This is a genomic window from Methylomonas koyamae (assembly GCF_019669905.1).
In the GTDB taxonomy this organism is placed as follows: Bacteria; Pseudomonadota; Gammaproteobacteria; order Methylococcales; family Methylomonadaceae; genus Methylomonas; species Methylomonas koyamae.
Genome location: NZ_AP019777.1, coordinates 1,325,947 through 1,344,633 on the forward strand (window position 1 = coordinate 1,325,947; position 18,687 = coordinate 1,344,633).

Sequence of the window (18,687 nt, forward strand, 5' to 3'; positions counted from 1 at the left end):
TTTAAAAACAATCACAAGATCCGTTGCATATGAGCATTTTAGTCACCGGCGGTGCCGGGTTTATCGGCAGCAATTTCGTTTTGGACTGGCTGGCGGAAAGCGACGAAACCGTCGTCAATCTGGACAAGCTGACTTACGCCGGCAATCCGGAAAATCTGGCTTCGCTGCAAAACGATGCTCGCCACGTGTTCGTGCACGGCGATATCGGCGATTACGATTTGGTCTTGAGTTTGCTGAAGCGGCACCAGGTGCGGGCTGTGGTCAATTTTGCCGCCGAGTCCCACGTCGACCGCTCGATTCACGGTCCGGAAGATTTTATCCAAACCAATATCGTCGGCAGTTTTCGTTTGCTGGAAGCGGTCCGCGAATACTGGAACAATCTGGAGCCGGCCGAGCAACAGGCCTTTCGCTTGCTGCACGTTTCGACCGACGAAGTTTACGGCTCGCTGGAAAAAACCGATCCGCCGTTCGCCGAATCCAACCAATACCAGCCGAACAGCCCGTATTCGGCCAGCAAGGCCGCCAGCGACCATCTGGTCCGCGCTTACCACCACACCTACGGTTTGCCGGTTTTGACCACCAATTGCTCGAACAATTACGGCCCATACCATTTCCCGGAAAAATTGATACCACTCTGCATCCAAAATGCCTTGTCCGGCAAGCCGCTGCCGATTTACGGCGACGGCCAGCAAATCCGCGACTGGCTGTTCGTCAAAGACCATTGCAGTGCAATTCGGCGGGTATTGGCGGCCGGCCAGGTGGGCGAGGTCTACAACGTCGGCGGTTGGAACGAGAAAGCCAATCTGGATGTGGTCAACACGCTGTGCGCGATACTCGACGAATTGCAGCCGCGCCCCGACGGCAAGTCTTACGCGGAGCAAATTACTTACGTCAAGGACCGGCCCGGACACGACCGCCGCTATGCGATCGACGCGACCAAACTGGAGCGGGAATTGGGCTGGAAACCGGCCGAAACCTTCGAGACCGGAATTCGCAAAACCGTGCAGTGGTACCTGGATAACCAAGCCTGGGTCAACAATGTGCTGTCCGGCGATTACCAGGCTTGGCTGGACAAAAACTACGCCGGGCGGGCCGGGTGAAAATCTTATTGTTCGGCAAGAACGGCCAGGTCGGCTGGGAGCTGCAGCGCAGTCTGGCGCCGCTGGGCGAGTTGCTGGCCCTGGACCGCCACGACCGGCACTACTGCGGCGATTTGAGCAATCCGGAAGGCGTCGCGGCAACGGTCCGCGCCGTGCGGCCGGACGTGGTGGTCAATGCCGCGGCTTACACCGCGGTCGATAAGGCCGAGTCCGAGATCGAACTGGCCAATACCGTAAACTGCGCAGCGCCGCGGGCGATGGCCGATGCGGCGGCGGCATGCGGCGCCTGGCTGGTCCATTATTCCACCGATTATGTATTCGACGGCAGCGGCAACCGCGCTTGGCGCGAGGACGATGCGACCGGGCCGCTGAGCGTCTACGGCCAGACCAAATTGGCCGGGGAATGCGCGATCCAAGCCAGCGCTTGCCGACATTTGATCTTCCGCACCAGTTGGGTGTATGCCGCGCGCGGTAACAATTTTGCCAAGACTATGCTGCGCCTGGCCCAGGAACGCCAGCAGTTGTCGGTGATAAACGACCAATTCGGCGCGCCGACCGGGGCCGAATTGTTGGCCGACGTCGCAGCGCACGCGATCCGCAGCGCATTGCAAGCTCCCGAGCTCGCCGGCGTCTACCATCTAACCGCGGCCGGCGAGACCAGTTGGTACGAATATGCTCACTTTGCGCTGGATTTCGCCCGCCAGGCCGGTGTCGCACTGAATACGCCGAAGCAGGCCGTCACGGCTATCCCGACCAGCGCCTACCAAACGCCGGCCAAGAGGCCGTTGAATTCGCGGTTGAATACCGAGAAATTGCAAACTGCATTCGGTTTCCGCTTGCCGCCCTGGCAGGACGGGGTCGAGCGCATGTTGTCCGAATTGTACGGAAGGTAACTATGACTCACCGTAAAGGCATTATTCTGGCCGGAGGTTCCGGTACCCGCTTGTATCCGGTCACCAAAGCGGTATCGAAGCAGTTACTGCCGATCTACGACAAGCCGATGATTTATTATCCGCTCAGCACGCTGATGCTGGCCGGGATTCGCGACATTCTGGTGATTTCCACGCCGCAAGATACGCCGTTGTTTCAGCAGTTGCTCGGCGACGGCAGCGATTGGGGTTTGAATTTGCAATACGCCGTGCAACCCAGCCCGGACGGCTTGGCGCAGGCTTTTATCATCGGCCGCGATTTTGTCGGTGCCAATCCCAGCGCCTTGGTTTTAGGCGATAATATTTTCTACGGCCACGATTTGTATCAGCAATTGCGGACTGCGCACCGGCGGACTTCTGGGGCAACGGTATTTGCTTATCACGTGCAGGACCCGGAACGTTACGGTGTCGTCAGCTTCGACGCCGAGGGCAAGGCCTTGTCGCTGGAGGAAAAACCGGCGCAGCCGAAAAGCCACTACGCCGTGACCGGCTTGTATTTTTACGATAACCAGGTGGTCGATATCGCCGCCAATTTGCAGCCGTCGCCGCGTGGCGAGTTGGAGATTACCGACGTCAACCGGGTCTACCTGCAGCAGCAGCAATTGAGTGTCGAGATTATGGGGCGCGGTTACGCCTGGCTGGATACCGGCACCCACGCCAGCTTGATCGAGGCCAGCAATTTCATCGAAACCATCGAGTCCCGGCAGGGCCTGAAAATTTCCTGCCCGGAGGAAATTGCCTGGCGTAGCGGCTGGATCGGCGACGAGCAGATCGAAAAATTGGCCAAACCGCTGGCAAAGAACGGTTACGGCCAATATTTGTTGGGCTTGCTGAACAAGCAGGTTTTTTAGGATGATTTTTTGCGGCATTGAGCCGAGTCAATGCGTTTGACGATTGAGCAACGCCGGCTCATTCTGGAGACGGTCAATCGGGTTGCCGGGAAGGGCGTGGATGTTTACCTGTTCGGTTCCAGGCTGGATGACGGGGCTAAGGGCGGCGATGTCGATTTGTTCTTGGAAGCTGAAAGGCCGGTGTCGTTCCTGCAACGCGCGCAACTGAAATGGCGTTTGGAAGCGATGTTGGGTTTGCCGGTCGATTTGATTTGTAAAACCGGGTGTAACGACGCGAGTCCGTTTCAGGCCATCGCCAAAAGCCGGGCGGTAAAGTTGGGTAATTGCTGATGGCAAAAACGGCTTTGGAGTTACAGAAACAGCATCTGGCCGAATTGATTCAAGCAATACAGCGCTGTAGCTATTTTTTGCATGCGTCCAGCGAAAAACTGGATTGGCCCCTCGGCGCCGATCTGTTAGCCGCAAAGAAAAAGGATGTTGGCTTGTTCGAAATTTTGGCGGCAATCAACGAACGGTTCGCCAAGTTGCAGGATACCTTGGCTGCCGCGATGCGGCATGCGTCGTTGTTAGCGGGCGAGCCCAGCGATAATTTTCTTAAGGTTTTGAGTTTTTACGAAAAAATGGGAGTGATAGAATCGCTGGAAGTCTGGCAATTATGTCGAGCTACGCGCAATTTGGCCGCACACGATTACGAAACCGATTATTTCGAGATTGCCGAACACTTTAACTCGCTTTACGAACTAAGCCCAACCCTGTATCGAACCGCCGGCCGCTTTGTCGCCTATTGCCGAGACACTTTAGCCATCGAAGCCAATGCCGATGATTTTTCTCTCGACTTCAGCGCCATCGCCGATATCTAATCTTTGACGATTTGACCAATAACAGTAAGCCATGCAAGCCACCCGTCTAGCCATTCCCGATGTCGTACTATTCGCGCCTAAAGTGTTCGGCGACGAGCGCGGCTTTTTTTTCGAAAGCTTCAACGCAAGGTTGTTCAGAGAATTGACCGGAGCCGAGGCCAACTTTGTGCAGGATAACCATTCCAAGTCGCAAAAGGGCGTATTGCGCGGCTTGCATTACCAACTGCAGCCGATGGCCCAGGGCAAGCTGGTTCGGGTCGTGCAGGGCGAGGTATTCGACGTTGCGGTGGATATCCGGAAAAGCTCGCCGACGTTTGGGCTATGGGTCGGCGAAATATTGTCTGCCGACAACAAGCGGCAAATGTGGATTCCGGAAGGCTTTGCCCACGGTTTCGTTACGTTGTCCGACACTGCGGAATTCCTGTATAAAACCACCAATTACTATGCGCCCGAGTACGAGCGGTCTATTGCCTGGAACGACGCGGCGGTGAAGGTGAATTGGCCTTATAGCGGTGTGCCGGTTTTGTCCGGAAAGGATCAAGCCGCCGTGCCATTGGCCGAGGCCGAGCTATTCGCTTAAACCCGGCCGGCGGCCGGCGTTATAAAACTCTTTTTTGATTAATATGCTTCGCGATAAAACCATACTGATTACCGGTGGTACCGGTTCTTTCGGCCATACTTTCGTGCCGTTGACCTTGGCCAAATACAATCCGCGCCGCTTGGTGATTTTTTCCCGCGATGAAATGAAACAGTGGGAAATGGCAAAATTGTACGGCGACAACCCGCGCGTCCGCTTTTTCATCGGCGACGTGCGCGATAAAGACCGCTTGGCCAGGGCCTTGAACGGTATCGATTACGTCGTTCACGCTGCGGCGACCAAAATCGTGCCGACTGCGGAATACAATCCGTTCGAATGCGTCAAGACCAACATCATCGGTGCGATGAACCTGATCGACGCCTGTATCGACCAGGGCGTGAAACGGGTGGTAGCGTTGTCGACCGATAAAGCCAGCAGTCCGGCCAATCTGTACGGCGCGACCAAACTGGCCTCCGATAAGTTGTTCGTTGCCGGCAATTCGTACTCCGGCAAAAACGAAACTCGGTTTGCCGTGGTGCGTTACGGCAACGTGATGGGCTCGCGCGGTTCGGTGATTCCGTTTTTCCAATCCATCGCCCACAAAGGCGTACTACCGATTACCGATGTCCGGATGACCCGCTTCATGATCACGCTGGAGCAAGGCGTTGATTTGGTCTGGCGTGCCTTCGACGACATGGTCGGCGGTGAAATTTACGTCAAAAAAATCCCGTCGATGAATATCGTCGATATCGCCCGTGCCGTGGCTCCCGATGCGCAGCACGAAATTGTCGGCATTCGCCCCGGCGAAAAACTGCACGAACAAATGATAGGGTTGGAAGATGCGCCTTACACCTACGAATACGACGATTACTACAAAATTCTGCCGGCGATTCATAACTGGAGTTCCGACCCCGAGCGTATCAACCGGGGCGTGCGGGTTGCCCCGGATTTTGTCTATTGCTCCGATAACAACACGGAATGGATGAGCGTGGCCGAGTTGCAGGCTTGGCTGGAACAAAACCGCGATAAAGTCGGCAAAATATGACCGAGTTTATTCCCTACGGCCGCCAGGATATCGGCGCCGCCGACATTCAGGCGGTCATCAATGTCTTGCAATCCGATTTTCTGACCCAAGGCCCGGCCGTGCCGGCTTTCGAAACCGCGGTCGCCAATTATTGCGGCGCGCGCTATGCGTTCGCCGCGAACAGTGCGACCTCGGCCTTGCATATCGCCTGTCTGGCTCTGGGCGTCGGTCCGGGCGATCTGGTCTGGACCAGCCCGATCACCTTCGTCGCCAGCGCCAATTGCGCGTTGTATTGCGGTGCTACTGTCGATTTCGTCGATATCGACCCGCGCACTTATAACCTCAGCGTCACGGCATTGGCAGAAAAACTGCAAGCGGCCGAGCGCAGCGGGAGGCTGCCCAAAGTGGTGATTCCGGTGCATCTGTGCGGGCAATCCTGCGAGATGGCGGCGATTCATGCCTTAAGCGAACAGTACGGCTTTAAAATCATCGAAGATGCCTCGCATGCGATCGGCGGAAAATACCGGGACCAGCCGATCGGCAATTGCCGTTATTCCGATATCACCGTATTCAGTTTTCATCCGGTCAAGATCATCACGACCGCCGAGGGCGGTATGGCCTTGACCAACGATGCCGAGTTGGCGGAGAAGTTGGCCCTGTTGCGCAGCCACGGCATCACCCGCGACCCGTCGCAAATGACGCATCAGGCGGACGGACCCTGGTATTACCAACAGATCGCGCTCGGTTACAACTATCGCATGACCGATATTCAGGCCGCGCTCGGATTGAGCCAGTTATCGCGGCTGGAGCAATTCGTGAAAAACCGGCACCACTTGGCGGCGCGTTACGACAGCTCGTTGTCGGCGTTGCCGGTCGGCATACCTTGGCAGCACCCGGACAACTATTCCGCGTTGCATCTGTACCCGATTACGGTTCCAGACAACATTAGATTGACCGTGTTCGAAGGCTTGCGCGCAGCCGGTATCGGCGTCAATGTGCATTACATCCCGGTGCATTTGCAGCCCTATTACCGGAAGCTGGGTTTCCAACCGGGAGACTTTCCGGAAGCGGAGCGTTATTACCGCGCAGCAATTAGCCTACCGCTCTATGCGACCTTGACCGAAGCCAACCAAGACCGCGTCGTCGCAGCGCTGAGCGAACAATTGCAATGAAGATCGGTTTGGGCACCGTACAATTCGGCGTCGATTACGGCGTTTCGAATAAAGACGGCAAAACGCCGGCCGGCGAAGTCGAATCGATTTTGGCGGCCGCTCGGGAGTTGAAGGTTCGAGTGCTGGATACCGCCAGCCTTTACGGCGACAGCGAACAGGTTTTGGGTAATTGTTTGCCGGCGGCGGCCGGGTTCGAAATCGTGACTAAAACCCCGCAGTTCGCCAAACCGGTTTTGGATGCCGATGACGCCGAACGATTGCAACAAGCTTTTTACGAGTCGTTAACAAAGCTGAACTGCGCTTCGGTCTACGGCTTATTGATGCATCGGGCGGACGATCTGTTCGTGCCCGGCGGCGAACGTTTGATGGCAGCGTTAACCGATTTGAAGCAGCAAGGCTTGGTCGCCAAGATCGGCGTCTCGGTTTATAACGCAGAGCAGATCGACCAAGTGCTGGATCGGTTTGCCATCGATTTGGTGCAATTGCCGATCAGCGTTTTGGACCAACGCTTGCTGCGTAGCGGCCATTTGCGGAAACTCAAATCTGCCGGAGTCGAGGTACATGCCCGCTCGGTATTTTTGCAGGGCCTGTTGCTGATGGACTTGTCCGAAATTCCGGCTTACTTCGCTCCGGTGCGGAATACTCTCGAGTCCTACCACCAATTTATTCGCGCACGCGGATTGACGCCGCTGCAGGCCGCGTTGGGCTTCGTGTCCGGCTTAAGCGAAATTGATCGAATCATCTGCGGCGTGAACAACGTGCAGCAATTGCGCGATATTTGCAACGCTGCCGACGTCGAGCTCGATTGCGCAGAATTTGCCGAGTTCGCAATCGGCGAAGAAGCGATAGTCAATCCGGCTTTGTGGCGACTGGAACCAGGAAAACCATGATACTAGCGATATTGCAGGCCCGGATGTCGTCGTCCCGCTTGCCCGGCAAGGTGTTGCTGCCCTTGTTGGGAGAACCGATGTTGCTCAGGCAAATCCAGCGGCTGCGAAAAGTGCATAACATCGACCGGTTGCTGGTTGCTACCAGCGCCGAGACGGCGGACGATGAGATAGAGATCTTGTGTAAACGGCATGCTATCGACTGCTTTCGCGGCAACCTAAACGACGTATTGGACCGGTTCTATCAGGCGGCGGTCAGCCACCACCCGGATCATGTCGTGCGCTTGACCGCAGATTGCCCGTTGGCCGATCCCGGATTGATCGACCAAGTCATCGAATTTTATCTGGCCGGCGGTTATGACTATGCAAGTAACTCAGTGCGACCAACATTTCCGGATGGCTTGGACGTCGAAATTTGCCGATTTGCCTGCCTGGAGCAGGCTTGGCGCGAGGCCGGGCTGCCGTCGCAACGCGAACACGTCATGCCGTTCATTCACCAGCAGCCGGAACGCTTCAATATTGGCCATTTTCTCAATCGCGAAGACTTGTCGCATCTGCGCTGGACCGTCGACGAGCCCCGAGATTTCGAATTGGTTTCGCAGATTTATGCCGCTTTGTACCCGGCGAATCCGGATTTCTCGACGCCGGATATCTTGCGCTTATTGGCCGAGCGGCCGGAACTGGCCAACTGGAATACGCAGCATCAACGCAACGAGGGTTATCTTAAATCCCTGGCCGCCGATGAGCCGCAACCGTCTAACCCAGCGAGTGAATAGCCCTTATGTCAGAACGTTACCGTAACTCCGAAACGCTACTGGAACGCGCGCTGAAAACCGTTCCGCTCGGTTCTCAAACTTTCAGCAAGAGTAAAACCCAGTATCCGCACGGCGTGTCGCCGTATTTCATCCAGCGCGGACGCGGTAGCCACGTTTGGGACGTCGACGGCAACGAGTACGTCGATTTCATTAACGGACTTTGCGCCGTCACCCTAGGCTACAATGATCCGGACGTCACCGAGGCCGTCAAGGCGCAATTGGAAGACGGCGTCATTTTCAGTTTGCCGCATCCGATCGAAATGCAGGTCGCGGAAAAAATCTGCGAATTGGTGCCTTGCGCGGAAAAAGTCAGATTCGGCAAAAACGGTTCCGACGCCACGGCCGGTGCGATTCGCCTGGCGCGCGCCCATACCGGCCGCGACCATGTCGCGGTGTGCGGCTACCATGGCTGGCAGGATTGGTATATCGGTTCCACCCTGCGTAACCGCGGTGTGCCGCAAGCCACCCGCGATTTGACGCATACCTTCGCGTATAACGACATTGCCTCGCTGGACAGCTTGTTTAAGCAATGGCCGGACCAAATCGCCGCAGTGATTCTGGAGCCGATGAATGTAGTCGAGCCTCACGACGGGTTTTTGGAAGATGTCAAAGCATTGACCCATAAACATGGCGCGGTGTTGATTTTCGACGAAACCATTACCGGATTTCGTTATGCCAACGGCGGCGCCCAGGAATATTTCGGGGTGACGCCGGATTTAGCGACCTTCGGCAAAGGTTTGGCCAACGGTTATCCGGTTTCCGCCGTCGCCGGACGGGCGGACTTGATGCAGCTGATGGAAGAAGTGTTCTTCTCGTTTACCTTCGGCGGCGAAACCTTGTCCTTGGCGGCGGCATTGGCGACGATGCAGAAATTGCAGCGCGAACCGGTCGTGGCGACGATGCGCCGGCAGGGCGAAAAAATTATCCAGCGCTTGAATGCCGTCATCAGTGAACAGGGTGCCGAGCAATTCCTCAGCGTCTCCGGCCATCCGGCCTGGAGCTTTTTGTTGATCAAGGATGCCGAGCCATACACGTCTTGGCAGTTAAAAACCCTGTTCATGCAAGAGATGCTGGAGCGCGGTATTCTGGCTTTCGGCTCCCATAACATGAGCTATAGCCATCGCGACGATGACCTGGATCAATTGTTTGCAGCCTACGATGCAGTGATTCCGTTGCTGGTTGCGGCGGTCAAGGAGCGTTCGTTGCCGAAAATGCTGCGTTGCCAGGCGTTGGAACCGCTGTTCAAGGTCAGATGAGTTTGAAAGTTGCGATTCGCGCCGACGCCTCGGTGCAGATGGGCAGCGGCCATGTCATGCGTTGTCTGACTTTGGCTGACGCCTTGCGCGAGCGCGGCGCCGAGGTGGCGTTTATCAGCCGCGAACATCCCGGCAACCTATTCGCGCTGATCGAGGCTTCCGGCCACCGTTTATTGCGCCTGCCGGAACCGACGGTCGTTGCCGATGCTCGGCTGGCCCACGCCGCATGGCTGGGAGCAACGCAAACTGAGGATGCCCAACAAACCGTTACGGCTTTACGGCAGTTTGCCGACCCGGATTGGCTGATCGTCGACCATTACGCGATTGATGAAGAATGGGAGGCAACGCTGCGGCCGTTGGTCGGACGCATCATGGTGATCGACGATTTGGCGGATCGGCGGCACGATTGCGACTTGTTGTTGGACCAAAATCTGCAAGACCAAACCGGACAAACCCGCTACGACGGATTGCTGCCGGCCACGGCAATCAAGCTGATTGGGCCAAAATATGCATTGCTTCGTGCGGAATTTAGGCAAGTGCGTCGTAACTTAAGAGTCCGAGACGGAGTTGTTAGAAATATATTGGTTTTTTTCGGTGGAAGTGATCCAACAAATGAAACCGGGAAAGCGCTATCTGCAATTCGGCAATTGAATATTCCGGAAGTTACAATCCATGTGGTTGTTGGCGGGTTGAATACGCATAGAGATGAGATTAGAAATCTTTGCATGCAGATGACAAATGCGAAGATGTATCATCAAATTGATAATATGGCGGATTTGATGGCTAGTTCGGATCTCGCACTTGGAGCTGCTGGAGGTTCGACTTGGGAAAGATGTTGTGTGGGGTTGCCGTCAATAGTATGGTCTATTGCTGATAATCAAAACTCGATAGCTCAGTGTGCGGCAGATGCGGGAGTATGTATAACATTGGGGGATAAACAAAATGTTTCCCCTGAAGTGATATTGGATGCTCTTGTTAATTTAAAAAATGATGCGGATAAACAAAAAGAAATTATTAATAAATCACTGGATTTGGTTGATGGCAATGGTGTGTTTAGGGTGTTGGTTTCGATTTTGCCAAAATTGAAAATTTCTGTGGTATCAGATAGTTCTAGCTGGCTGAATAGATATATTCCATCTTTGCTGTCGGAATGGGAAAATATGGGCCACGAAACACATTGGTTGCATTGTGTTGAAGATATTGGGTATGGTGACTGCGTTTTTTTTCTTGGTTGCTCTCAGATTGCCAGTGGAGAGGTTTTGTCGCGAAATGTTCATAATCTGGTTGTTCATGAAAGTGCTTTGCCAAGGGGGCGAGGATGGTCTCCTTTAACTTGGCAAATTTTGGAAGGTAAAAACACAATACCAATTGTACTTTTTGAGGCTGCATCAGGTGTAGATAGCGGTAACATTTATCTAATCGATAATATGAATTTTAATGGAACGGAGTTAATACGTGAGCTTCGGGAGATCCAAGCGGAAAAGACAGTTTCATTATGTAATAAATTTGTATTAAGTTATCCTGTTATTGTTTCAAATGCAAAGCCACAAAAAGGTGATGCTACTTATTATCCTCGACGCACAAAGAAAAGTAGTGAATTGGATGTTGATAAGAGTTTAAGAGAGCAGTTTAATCTTTTGAGGGTTGTTGATAATGATAATTATCCGGCGTTTATGATGATGAACGGGAAAAAATATATTATAAGAATTGAATTGGATAACGAGGGCCAGTAATGAATGGATATGTATACACAAAAGAAGTTCTTGATCGTGCGGTGTCCAAAAATAGTCTGAATAACAGGCTGGATATGAATAAAAAATTTCAGTCCACCGATTTCGACTCCTGGCTAATGGCGCGGTTAAATCCGAAAGCCGGCGAAGATATTCTGGACGTTGGTTGCGGCACCGGTGCACAGTCGATACCGTTCCTGAAAAGCGTTGGGCCGGAAGGCAGCGTTTCGGCGTTGGATATTGCCGCGGATTCGGTAGCCGAATTGATCCGTAAATCGGAGAACAGCCCCAATTTATCGGCCGCGGTTTCCGATATGGGCAAACTGGCGGACGTGATCGACCGGCAATTTGCCGTCAAACAATACGATTTGGCCCAGTCCAGTTATGCGTTGTATTACTCGGCCGAACGTATGGCGGTGCTGGACACGATGCGTAAACACCTAAAACCCAACGGCCGCTTGGCGGTGTTTACGCCAAACGCGCCGCACGGCATGGTCGAGTTCGTACGGCAATTTGCCGATATACCGGGCGGGGTAGACGAATGCATGGAGTTCGGGCCGAATGTGCTGGAACCGTATTTCAGAAAGCATTTCTGGGATGTCACCGTGCATTTTTTCCATAACGTGGTCAGAATTCCAACCGTCGCCGATTTCGTCAGTTTTTACCGCTCGACTACTTATTACAACGCTTCAGTCGAAGAGCAGTTGGGAGCGGTGGTCGAGAATAAAATCACCGAGAACGGCTTTTTCGAATACGAGAAGAACGGCTATCTGATTATCGGCCAGTCGCAATTTTAAGATGACGAAAACGCAGATCGTATCGGTTATCGCCGCCCACCCGGACGATGAAATTCTCGGGTGCGGCGGTGTCATCGCCGACCACGTCGCCAAAGGCGACCAGGTTCATGTGCTGATTCTGGCAGAAGGCATTACCAGCCGAGACGGCATGGCCGATCGCGGCAAATGCCAGGCCGATTTATCCGAGTTGGCCAAATCCGCCCATAAGGCCAACGATATCTTGGGGGTTACGTCGCTGACCCTGCAAAACCTGCCCGACAACAGGATGGATTCGCTGGACAGGCTGGATGTGATTAAAATGGTAGAGGCCTTCGTGCAAGCCAATGCGTCCACTATCGTCTATACCCACCACGCCGGCGACGTGAATATCGATCACCGCCGTATTCACGAGGCTGTAGTCACTGCTTGCCGGCCGATCCCCGGCCAACGCGTGTCGACCTTGCTGTTCTTCGAAGTGGCGTCCAGCACCGAATGGCAGCCGCCTGTATCGGCACCGGTATTTGCGCCGAATTGGTTCGTCGATATTTCCGCCCATTTGCCATCGAAGCTCGCAGCCTTGAATGCCTATGCCAGCGAGATGCGGCCTTGGCCTCACGCCCGTTCCGTGCAGGCGCTGGAACATCTGGCCCGCTGGCGGGGGGCAACGATAGGCGTTGCCGCGGCCGAGGCTTTTATATTGGGCCGATACATTCACAAAGCGGATCGTTAACGCATATGCAAATAGCAAATAGACCTATTGGAACAGGCCATCGGCCTTTCGTGATCGCCGAAATGTCCGGCAACCACAACCAGTCGCTGGAAAGGGCGCTGGAAATCGTCGACGCTGCGGCCAAAGCCGGCGCGCATGCATTGAAAATCCAAACATATACCGCAGATACCATTACATTGGACGTCGGCGAAGGCGAGTTTTTCATTTCCGACCCGAATTCGTTATGGAAAGGTACCTCGCTGCATAAACTGTATCAGCAAGCCTACACACCGTGGGAATGGCATAAAGCCATTTTCGACCGTTGCCGCGAACTGGGGATGATCGGCTTCTCGACGCCGTTCGACGAAACTGCCGTCGATTTCCTGGAAGAGCTGGACGTGCCTTGCTACAAGATCGCGTCGTTCGAAAACATCCATCTGCCGTTGATTCGGAAAGTCGCGGCCACCGGCAAACCAATGATCGTTTCCACCGGCATGGCAACCGTAGCGGAATTGGACGATACGGTGCGGGCGGCGCGCGAGGCCGGCTGCAACGATATCGTGTTGTTGAAGTGCACCAGTTCCTATCCGGCGACTCCGGAAAACACCAATATCCGCACCATTCCGCATCTGCGCGAATTATTCGGCTGTGAGGTGGGTTTGTCCGACCATACCATGGGCACCGGCGTTGCCGTCGCCAGCGTGGCGTTGGGCGCCAGCGTCATCGAAAAGCATTTTACGCTGTGCCGCGCCGACGGCGGCGTCGATAGCGCATTTTCATTGGAGCCGGCGGAAATGGCGACATTAGTGGTCGAAACCGAACGCGCTTGGCAGGCCTTGGGCGAAATCAGCTACGGCGTAACCGAGGCCGAGAAAAAATCGCTGCAATTTCGCCGCTCTATTTACATTGCCCGCGATATCGCCGCCGGCGAAACCTTGACTAGCGAGAATTTGCGCTGCGTCAGGCCGGGCATGGGTTTGCCGCCGAAATATTACGGAACCTTGCTGGGGCGTAAGGTCAACCGCGATGTGAAAATGGGCACCCCGATGTCCTGGGACTTGCTCGGCTGAGTGATGGCGGAAAGCGAACACATTTTAGGTACGCGCTTACCTTTCGACCTCGATGCAACGCTGGCCGCTGCGAATTTGAAGGCCAGGCTTTATGCAGTAGATCGCGATAGCTGGCGCAGTGCGGCCGATCGCGCTGAATATGTGCCGGTGGCTTATAGTAGAGCCATGACCGACTACCAGTTGGCTTACTGGCGCGACAGTGCGCAGGAAATATTCGACTTGTCGCTAGTGCTTTACCAGGACAAGCATCCCTGCGGGATATGGCCGCTAAGCCTTTCCGTCGCCGCTGGTGCGCGCATCGGCAGCAACGGCGATGCGCTGCTGCCGCCGCTGTTCGTTGCCGGATTGACGGCAAATGTCAGGAAAAAGCTGTTGCAAGGTTGTTTGGAAATCATCGATATGTTGGCGCGGAAATTCGATATCGGCCAATGGCAATCGGTCGATGCGTTCAGCAATCTGTCCGGCATCAGCGAATGGCAGCACTTGGCGTTGTGCCGCGGTGCCAGCGTAAATTGTAGCCACGAGTTGTTTATCGATTTGCAGCCTTCCGTCACGGAGATCAAATCCGGCTTTCGCAAGAGCTACCGGCCCCTGGTGTCGCTCGGCACCAAACTGTGGCAGATTTCGGTTTTGAACAGCCGCGACGATAATGTCTGGAGCGAATTTAAGAATCTGCATCGCGAAGTCGCCGGCAAGGTTACCCGCAGCGACGATAGTTGGCGCTTGCAACACGAAGCCATAGCGTCCGGCGATGCGTTTTTGGTGTATCTGCGCGACGCCGCGCAACGCATGGTCGGCGGCGGATTTTTTCAGGTAACCCGCGACGAAGGCGTCTATGCCGTGGCCGCTTACGACAGGGCGCTATTCGACAAGCCCTTGGGGCATGCGGTGCAGTATCGGGCCGTAGAGGAAATGAAAAATCGCGGCATCCGCTGGTACAAAATCGGCGCCCGGCCCTATCCGGGCGATCAGCCACCGCCCAGCGCAAAGGAGTTGCGGATTGCCGAATTCAAACAGGGCTTTGCCTCGCATATTTTTCCGTGCTACCGCTTGACCTCTAGCATATGCCATTGATTTCTGCGTCCCGGAACCCGTCCTGCGCTCAAGCCTCCGCCTATCGCCATTCCCTATGCACTCGATAACATTTAGCCTATTGCCCGGCAAAAACAGCGGCCGCAGTTTACCGAGCTGGCAAGGGGGGCGTTGATGGCAACTGTTTCCGTCGGCATCGTGTCGTATAACCGGCCGGAATTGCTGAAGCGGGCCATTGAATCGGCCGTGTCGCAAAGCTACCGCGATCTGGAAATTATCATCAGCGATAATGGCAGTACCGATCCCCGAGTCCGGCACATCATCGAACAATTCGCCGCTAACGACCCGCGCATCAAATGCCTGTTTCATCCGGTCAACCAAGGGGCGTTTTTCAATTTTCGTGAGGCGTTGAACGCCGCCACCGGCCGTTACTTCATCTGGCTGGCCGACGACGATTATTGGTGTTCTGAGTATTTGGCGCATATCGCGGCCAAAGCCGGACAGAGCGGCGCGGCATTGACTTACGGCCGTTGCGAGATCATCGATGCCGAGCAGGGTAGCGACGACCGTGTGGTCAAGGAAATGGCGACGGCTTCGAGCAGATTGGCGGCGATGGCCAATTTCGTGCGTCTCGACACCGATGCGGTTTTTTACGGTTTGTTTCCTACCGCATTGGGCCAGCGATTGGCCGGGTTGTTGCGCTTTTGGCGAATACCGCCGAAGCTGGCCGCGGCTTGGCCGTTTCTTGAATATAATTTCGTCAGTTACGCCTTTATTTTCGGCCTGTTGAGTTCGGGCGGATATTGCAATGCCAGTAGCGAACATGCCGTGCATTTCGTCGGCGGCAGGGCGCCGTTTCCACATTCGCCCACGCTGGGTTGGCGCCATTTGTGGTTGTTTCTGATGTACGTCTCGGTTCACCTGCAAATGGCGGGCCGGTTTGCCCATGCCGCGTATTCCGCCGTCAGTTGGCCAGGCGTGCTGTTCTCGCCGGTTGCGGTGGGTTACTTGTTTTGCCGCCGGCTCGGCATGATTTTGAGCCAAAGATTAAACACAATGAAAAAGGTCTGAAATGAGCGTAAAAACCAAATTCAAGGATTGGCTGTATACAAACTATCCGGGATCGAAGCAAAAAGTGGAAAACTTCTTTGCCGATGCGCCGCTGCTGCGGAAATTGTTACGCGTCGGCTTTACCCCAACTTTTCAGGGCTGGGGCATGTCGACGTTTACCCATACGCCGTGGGGCAGCGCGACCGATTTGGGCGACATAGAGCAGGCGTTCAACGAAACCTGTAGCCAGTTAACGGAATTGGTTAAAAGCGACGGTTTCAAACTGACCCAATTCAAACCGGCCGAACGCTTGAGTATGTTGAATTCGTTGATGTGGCGGCATTACATTGTCTTCTGGAGCGCCACTTTTGCCGCCAAATACGCACCGCGCGGGACGCATAATTTCGTCGAATGCGGGGTTTGCGACGGCCTGACTTCGTTTTTTGCATTGAATGCGGCATCCCGCGGCGGCTCCGACTGGGGGGCTTACTTGTACGACGCCTGGGAGGCAATGCGCGGCGATTTATTGTTGGATAGCGAGAAGGGCAACCAAGGCGAATATGCGTATTTGAACGTCGACGTGACTCGGGCCAATCTGGCCATGTTCGGCGAGCGGGTGCGCTTCAACAAGGGCTACATTCCAGAATCGTTTGCCGGCTCCGAGAATCCCGAGGCGATCGTGTGGATGCATATCGATTTGAATTCGGCGACGCCGACCATCGCCGCGCTCGACTTTTTCTGGCCGCGCATGGTATCGGGCGGGGTCGTGTTATTCGACGATTACGCCTGGCCCGGTTACGAAGACACCCGCAATCTGATCCTGCAATGGTTGAAAGGCAAGGACGGTACGTTGTTGCCGTTGCCTACCGGGCAAGCGCTGATCTTTAAACGCTAATCGCGGAAGCGAGCCGATGGGATACCGTTTTAAGGAGCAAAGATGCGTTTTTTAATGCTGGTTTTCAGGATCATTCCGGAAAATTGGCATCGGCGTTTTTTTGGCTTGGTCGCTTTGTATCTGCTGTTGGGCGTATTCGAGATGCTCGGCGTCGCCTCGATCATGCCCTTTGTCGCCTTATTGTCCGATCCGGCCGCGTTGACCAAATCCTCGACCGGCCAGTTGTTCGCATTGGTCAGCCCCGTGCCGCTGGAGCAAATACCGGTACACGTGGTGGGCTTGGTCGTGCTGTTTTTATTCGTGTTCGGCAACGTGCTAGGCTTGGCGTCGATGTGGTTGTCGATCCGGTTTTCGGCGCGGTTGGGCGTCAGATTGGCCGGCGAATTATCGCTGAGCTTTTTCGCCAGGGGCTTGCCGTTTTTGCGGTCGCAGAATCCGACGATTCACGCCAACTATGTGGTCAGAGAAATCGATCGGGCCGTCTCGGGCGGCATTCTGCAATTGTGCCTGATCGTCAGTAAAACCTTTCAGGTGGCCTTGGTAGTAGTGCTGCTGGCATTGGTTTCGCCGCTGTTTTCCGCGGTCTTCGGCTTGGCGGCCATCGTCATGTACTCGTTGTTCTTTCGCGTATTGAGAAAGAAAATGGCCGGAGCCGGCGAAGCCATTTTGCACGCTACCGGCAATGCCACCCGCGCCGCGACCGATTTGTTCGCGTCGGCCAAGGAAGTGTTGGTGCGCGGTAACCTGGATTACTTCGTCGGCGGTCTGTGCGGCTGGTTGGATGAATACCACCATGCCGATCAGGTTTCCCGGGTGTATCCGATGGTGCCGAAATACCTGATCGAGCTGTTGGCGTTCTCGATGTTGTTGTCGTTGCCGATCTACCGTTCCTGGAGCGGCGGCGAATACCGTTCCTTGGTGCCGTTTATTGCGTTGTTCGCCTACGCCGGTTACCGCTTGCTGCCCAATTTGCAACAGGTTTACGCCAGTTTGAGCATACTGAAATTCAATGCTGCGGCGGTCGAGTATCTCGGCCAATGTTTGGCGGAAGCCAGGGCGCGGTCGGCGTCCGCCACTCGCATAGAACAGTTCGGACAGAGCATCGTCTTCGAAAACGTCGCTTACACCTATCCGGCCAGCGACGCTCCGGCGCTGGCCGGCGTCTCGTTAGCGATCGCTGCCGGCGAGAAGGTGGCGATCGTCGGCGTTTCCGGGAGCGGAAAAAGCACCTTGCTCGATTTGATCCTGGGTTTGGTGCCGGCGGCGAGCGGCAGCATTGCGATCGACGGGGTCGAACTCGCCGATCAGCGTTTGTCCTGGGCGACCGAATTGGTCGGCTACGCGCCGCAAGCGCCGCTGATTTTGGGAGCATCGGTGGCCGAGAATATCGCGTTCGGAATTCCGGCCGACATGATCGATCAACGCCGCTGCCGCGAGGTCGCCGATTTTGCAATGGCAGGCGACGTGGTCGCCAATTTGCCGCGCGGTATGGCCACGGTCCTGGGCGGAGACGGTGTGGCGCTTTCAGGTGGCGAAGCCCAACGCATATCGATTGCTCGCGCGCTGTACCACGATCCGCAAATCGTTGTGCTCGACGAGCCGTCCAGCGCCTTGGACCCGGTGTTGTCGGCCCGTCTGTTCGAAAAATTGTGCGCGACCGGCTTTAACAAAACGGTGGTCGCGGTGACCCATAACTGGGACGTCTTGCCCGGTTTCGATAAAATTGTCCTGATGGACTCCGGCCGATTGGTCGCGATCGGCAGCTACGCCGAGGTCGCGCCGCTGGTTGACGAGTTGCGCAAGCGCGAGCCGGCCGAAGTTTGACCGGCTCGGGTATCCACAAATTTCGCAGGTGAAAGCCGTCGGCCTATCGTGTATCATCCACGGTTTTTTGTTTGGCTCGCTCGCGTTGAAAAATAAAATGGTGCGCCCGTTACAGTCCCGCCGATTGGCT

Annotated in this window: 19 protein-coding genes; all 19 read left to right on the forward strand. The window is 55.2% G+C overall.

The features are described 5' to 3' along the window. Positions 1-29: 29 nt before the first annotated feature. The 19 genes from rfbB (at position 30) to MKFW12EY_RS06540 (ending at position 18,557) form a co-directional block, all read left to right on the forward strand. Positions 30-1,100, forward strand: a complete 1,071-nt coding sequence (gene rfbB / locus MKFW12EY_RS06450) for a dTDP-glucose 4,6-dehydratase (protein ID WP_054758292.1) — start codon at positions 30-32, stop codon at positions 1,098-1,100. Further along, entirely contained in the window at positions 1,097-1,993 is an 897-nt protein-coding gene (gene rfbD / locus MKFW12EY_RS06455; protein ID WP_054758293.1) for a dTDP-4-dehydrorhamnose reductase, read from the forward strand. Before rfbB ends, rfbD begins: the two co-directional genes overlap by 4 nt. Positions 1,994-1,995: 2 nt before the next feature. Next, complete coding sequence (gene rfbA / locus MKFW12EY_RS06460) at positions 1,996-2,880, forward strand: glucose-1-phosphate thymidylyltransferase RfbA (protein WP_064022348.1); 885 nt, start codon at positions 1,996-1,998, stop codon at positions 2,878-2,880. A 30-nt stretch (positions 2,881-2,910) separates the two neighbouring features. Beyond that, complete coding sequence (locus MKFW12EY_RS06465; protein WP_054758294.1) at positions 2,911-3,210, forward strand: nucleotidyltransferase domain-containing protein; 300 nt, start codon at positions 2,911-2,913, stop codon at positions 3,208-3,210. Then, positions 3,210-3,740, forward strand: a complete 531-nt coding sequence (locus MKFW12EY_RS06470; RefSeq protein ID WP_054758350.1) for a hypothetical protein — start codon at positions 3,210-3,212, stop codon at positions 3,738-3,740. The genes MKFW12EY_RS06465 and MKFW12EY_RS06470 overlap by 1 nt, the downstream gene beginning before the upstream one ends. A gap of 31 nt (positions 3,741-3,771) precedes the next feature. Next, on the forward strand, positions 3,772-4,320 hold the full coding sequence (rfbC, locus tag MKFW12EY_RS06475; protein WP_054758295.1) for a dTDP-4-dehydrorhamnose 3,5-epimerase: 549 nt from the start codon (positions 3,772-3,774) through the stop codon (positions 4,318-4,320). A gap of 43 nt (positions 4,321-4,363) precedes the next feature. Then, positions 4,364-5,362 carry a UDP-N-acetylglucosamine 4,6-dehydratase (inverting) gene (gene pseB / locus MKFW12EY_RS06480; protein WP_054758296.1) on the forward strand — a complete coding sequence of 333 codons (999 nt, stop codon included), beginning with the start codon at positions 4,364-4,366 and terminating at the stop codon, positions 5,360-5,362. Continuing rightward, positions 5,359-6,513, forward strand: coding sequence for a UDP-4-amino-4,6-dideoxy-N-acetyl-beta-L-altrosamine transaminase (gene pseC / locus MKFW12EY_RS06485; protein ID WP_054758297.1), 1,155 nt, complete (start codon positions 5,359-5,361; stop codon positions 6,511-6,513). Before pseB ends, pseC begins: the two co-directional genes overlap by 4 nt. Further along, a complete protein-coding gene (locus MKFW12EY_RS06490) occupies positions 6,510-7,403 on the forward strand; it encodes an aldo/keto reductase (protein ID WP_054758298.1) in 894 nt (297 codons plus the stop codon). The genes pseC and MKFW12EY_RS06490 overlap by 4 nt, the downstream gene beginning before the upstream one ends. After that, the gene (locus MKFW12EY_RS06495; protein WP_054758299.1) at positions 7,400-8,176 is read left to right on the forward strand and encodes a cytidylyltransferase domain-containing protein; all 777 of its coding nucleotides are present in this window, start codon (positions 7,400-7,402) and stop codon (positions 8,174-8,176) included. The genes MKFW12EY_RS06490 and MKFW12EY_RS06495 overlap by 4 nt, the downstream gene beginning before the upstream one ends. Positions 8,177-8,181: 5 nt before the next feature. Then, positions 8,182-9,471, forward strand: coding sequence for an aminotransferase class III-fold pyridoxal phosphate-dependent enzyme (locus MKFW12EY_RS06500; protein ID WP_054758300.1), 1,290 nt, complete (start codon positions 8,182-8,184; stop codon positions 9,469-9,471). Beyond that, the gene (gene pseG / locus MKFW12EY_RS06505; protein WP_054758301.1) at positions 9,468-11,204 is read left to right on the forward strand and encodes a UDP-2,4-diacetamido-2,4,6-trideoxy-beta-L-altropyranose hydrolase; all 1,737 of its coding nucleotides are present in this window, start codon (positions 9,468-9,470) and stop codon (positions 11,202-11,204) included. Before MKFW12EY_RS06500 ends, pseG begins: the two co-directional genes overlap by 4 nt. Before the next feature lie 74 nt (positions 11,205-11,278). After that, a complete protein-coding gene (locus MKFW12EY_RS06510; protein WP_054758302.1) occupies positions 11,279-11,998 on the forward strand; it encodes a class I SAM-dependent methyltransferase in 720 nt (239 codons plus the stop codon). Between the two features lies 1 nt (position 11,999). Further along, the gene (locus MKFW12EY_RS06515; RefSeq protein WP_054758303.1) at positions 12,000-12,707 is read left to right on the forward strand and encodes a PIG-L deacetylase family protein; all 708 of its coding nucleotides are present in this window, start codon (positions 12,000-12,002) and stop codon (positions 12,705-12,707) included. 5 nt (positions 12,708-12,712) lie between these two features. Beyond that, positions 12,713-13,756 carry a pseudaminic acid synthase gene (gene pseI, locus MKFW12EY_RS06520; protein WP_054758304.1) on the forward strand — a complete coding sequence of 348 codons (1,044 nt, stop codon included), beginning with the start codon at positions 12,713-12,715 and terminating at the stop codon, positions 13,754-13,756. A 3-nt stretch (positions 13,757-13,759) separates the two neighbouring features. After that, positions 13,760-14,830 (forward strand): FemAB family protein, encoded by a 1,071-nt coding sequence (locus MKFW12EY_RS06525; protein ID WP_157199126.1) that lies wholly within the window; start codon positions 13,760-13,762, stop codon positions 14,828-14,830. A 132-nt stretch (positions 14,831-14,962) separates the two neighbouring features. Further along, positions 14,963-15,859, forward strand: a complete 897-nt coding sequence (locus MKFW12EY_RS06530; protein ID WP_054758306.1) for a glycosyltransferase family 2 protein — start codon at positions 14,963-14,965, stop codon at positions 15,857-15,859. A gap of 1 nt (position 15,860) precedes the next feature. Beyond that, a complete protein-coding gene (locus MKFW12EY_RS06535; protein WP_064022335.1) occupies positions 15,861-16,733 on the forward strand; it encodes a class I SAM-dependent methyltransferase in 873 nt (290 codons plus the stop codon). A 42-nt stretch (positions 16,734-16,775) separates the two neighbouring features. Continuing rightward, positions 16,776-18,557, forward strand: coding sequence for an ATP-binding cassette domain-containing protein (locus tag MKFW12EY_RS06540; RefSeq protein ID WP_054758308.1), 1,782 nt, complete (start codon positions 16,776-16,778; stop codon positions 18,555-18,557). The last annotated feature ends 130 nt before the right edge of the window (positions 18,558-18,687 follow it).

Coding starts and splice junctions, on each gene's coding strand:
- rfbB (WP_054758292.1), top strand. CDS start 30: ATGAGCATTTTAGTCACCGGCGGTGCCGGGTTTATCGGCAGCAATTTC.
- rfbA (WP_064022348.1), top strand. CDS start 1,996: ATGACTCACCGTAAAGGCATTATTCTGGCCGGAGGTTCCGGTACCCGC.
- MKFW12EY_RS06465 (WP_054758294.1), top strand. CDS start 2,911: ATGCGTTTGACGATTGAGCAACGCCGGCTCATTCTGGAGACGGTCAAT.
- MKFW12EY_RS06470 (WP_054758350.1), top strand. CDS start 3,210: ATGGCAAAAACGGCTTTGGAGTTACAGAAACAGCATCTGGCCGAATTG.
- rfbC (WP_054758295.1), top strand. CDS start 3,772: ATGCAAGCCACCCGTCTAGCCATTCCCGATGTCGTACTATTCGCGCCT.
- pseB (WP_054758296.1), top strand. CDS start 4,364: ATGCTTCGCGATAAAACCATACTGATTACCGGTGGTACCGGTTCTTTC.
- pseC (WP_054758297.1), top strand. CDS start 5,359: ATGACCGAGTTTATTCCCTACGGCCGCCAGGATATCGGCGCCGCCGAC.
- MKFW12EY_RS06490 (WP_054758298.1), top strand. CDS start 6,510: ATGAAGATCGGTTTGGGCACCGTACAATTCGGCGTCGATTACGGCGTT.
- MKFW12EY_RS06495 (WP_054758299.1), top strand. CDS start 7,400: ATGATACTAGCGATATTGCAGGCCCGGATGTCGTCGTCCCGCTTGCCC.
- MKFW12EY_RS06500 (WP_054758300.1), top strand. CDS start 8,182: ATGTCAGAACGTTACCGTAACTCCGAAACGCTACTGGAACGCGCGCTG.
- pseG (WP_054758301.1), top strand. CDS start 9,468: ATGAGTTTGAAAGTTGCGATTCGCGCCGACGCCTCGGTGCAGATGGGC.
- MKFW12EY_RS06510 (WP_054758302.1), top strand. CDS start 11,279: ATGAATAAAAAATTTCAGTCCACCGATTTCGACTCCTGGCTAATGGCG.
- MKFW12EY_RS06515 (WP_054758303.1), top strand. CDS start 12,000: ATGACGAAAACGCAGATCGTATCGGTTATCGCCGCCCACCCGGACGAT.
- pseI (WP_054758304.1), top strand. CDS start 12,713: ATGCAAATAGCAAATAGACCTATTGGAACAGGCCATCGGCCTTTCGTG.
- MKFW12EY_RS06525 (WP_157199126.1), top strand. CDS start 13,760: ATGGCGGAAAGCGAACACATTTTAGGTACGCGCTTACCTTTCGACCTC.
- MKFW12EY_RS06530 (WP_054758306.1), top strand. CDS start 14,963: ATGGCAACTGTTTCCGTCGGCATCGTGTCGTATAACCGGCCGGAATTG.
- MKFW12EY_RS06535 (WP_064022335.1), top strand. CDS start 15,861: ATGAGCGTAAAAACCAAATTCAAGGATTGGCTGTATACAAACTATCCG.
- MKFW12EY_RS06540 (WP_054758308.1), top strand. CDS start 16,776: ATGCGTTTTTTAATGCTGGTTTTCAGGATCATTCCGGAAAATTGGCAT.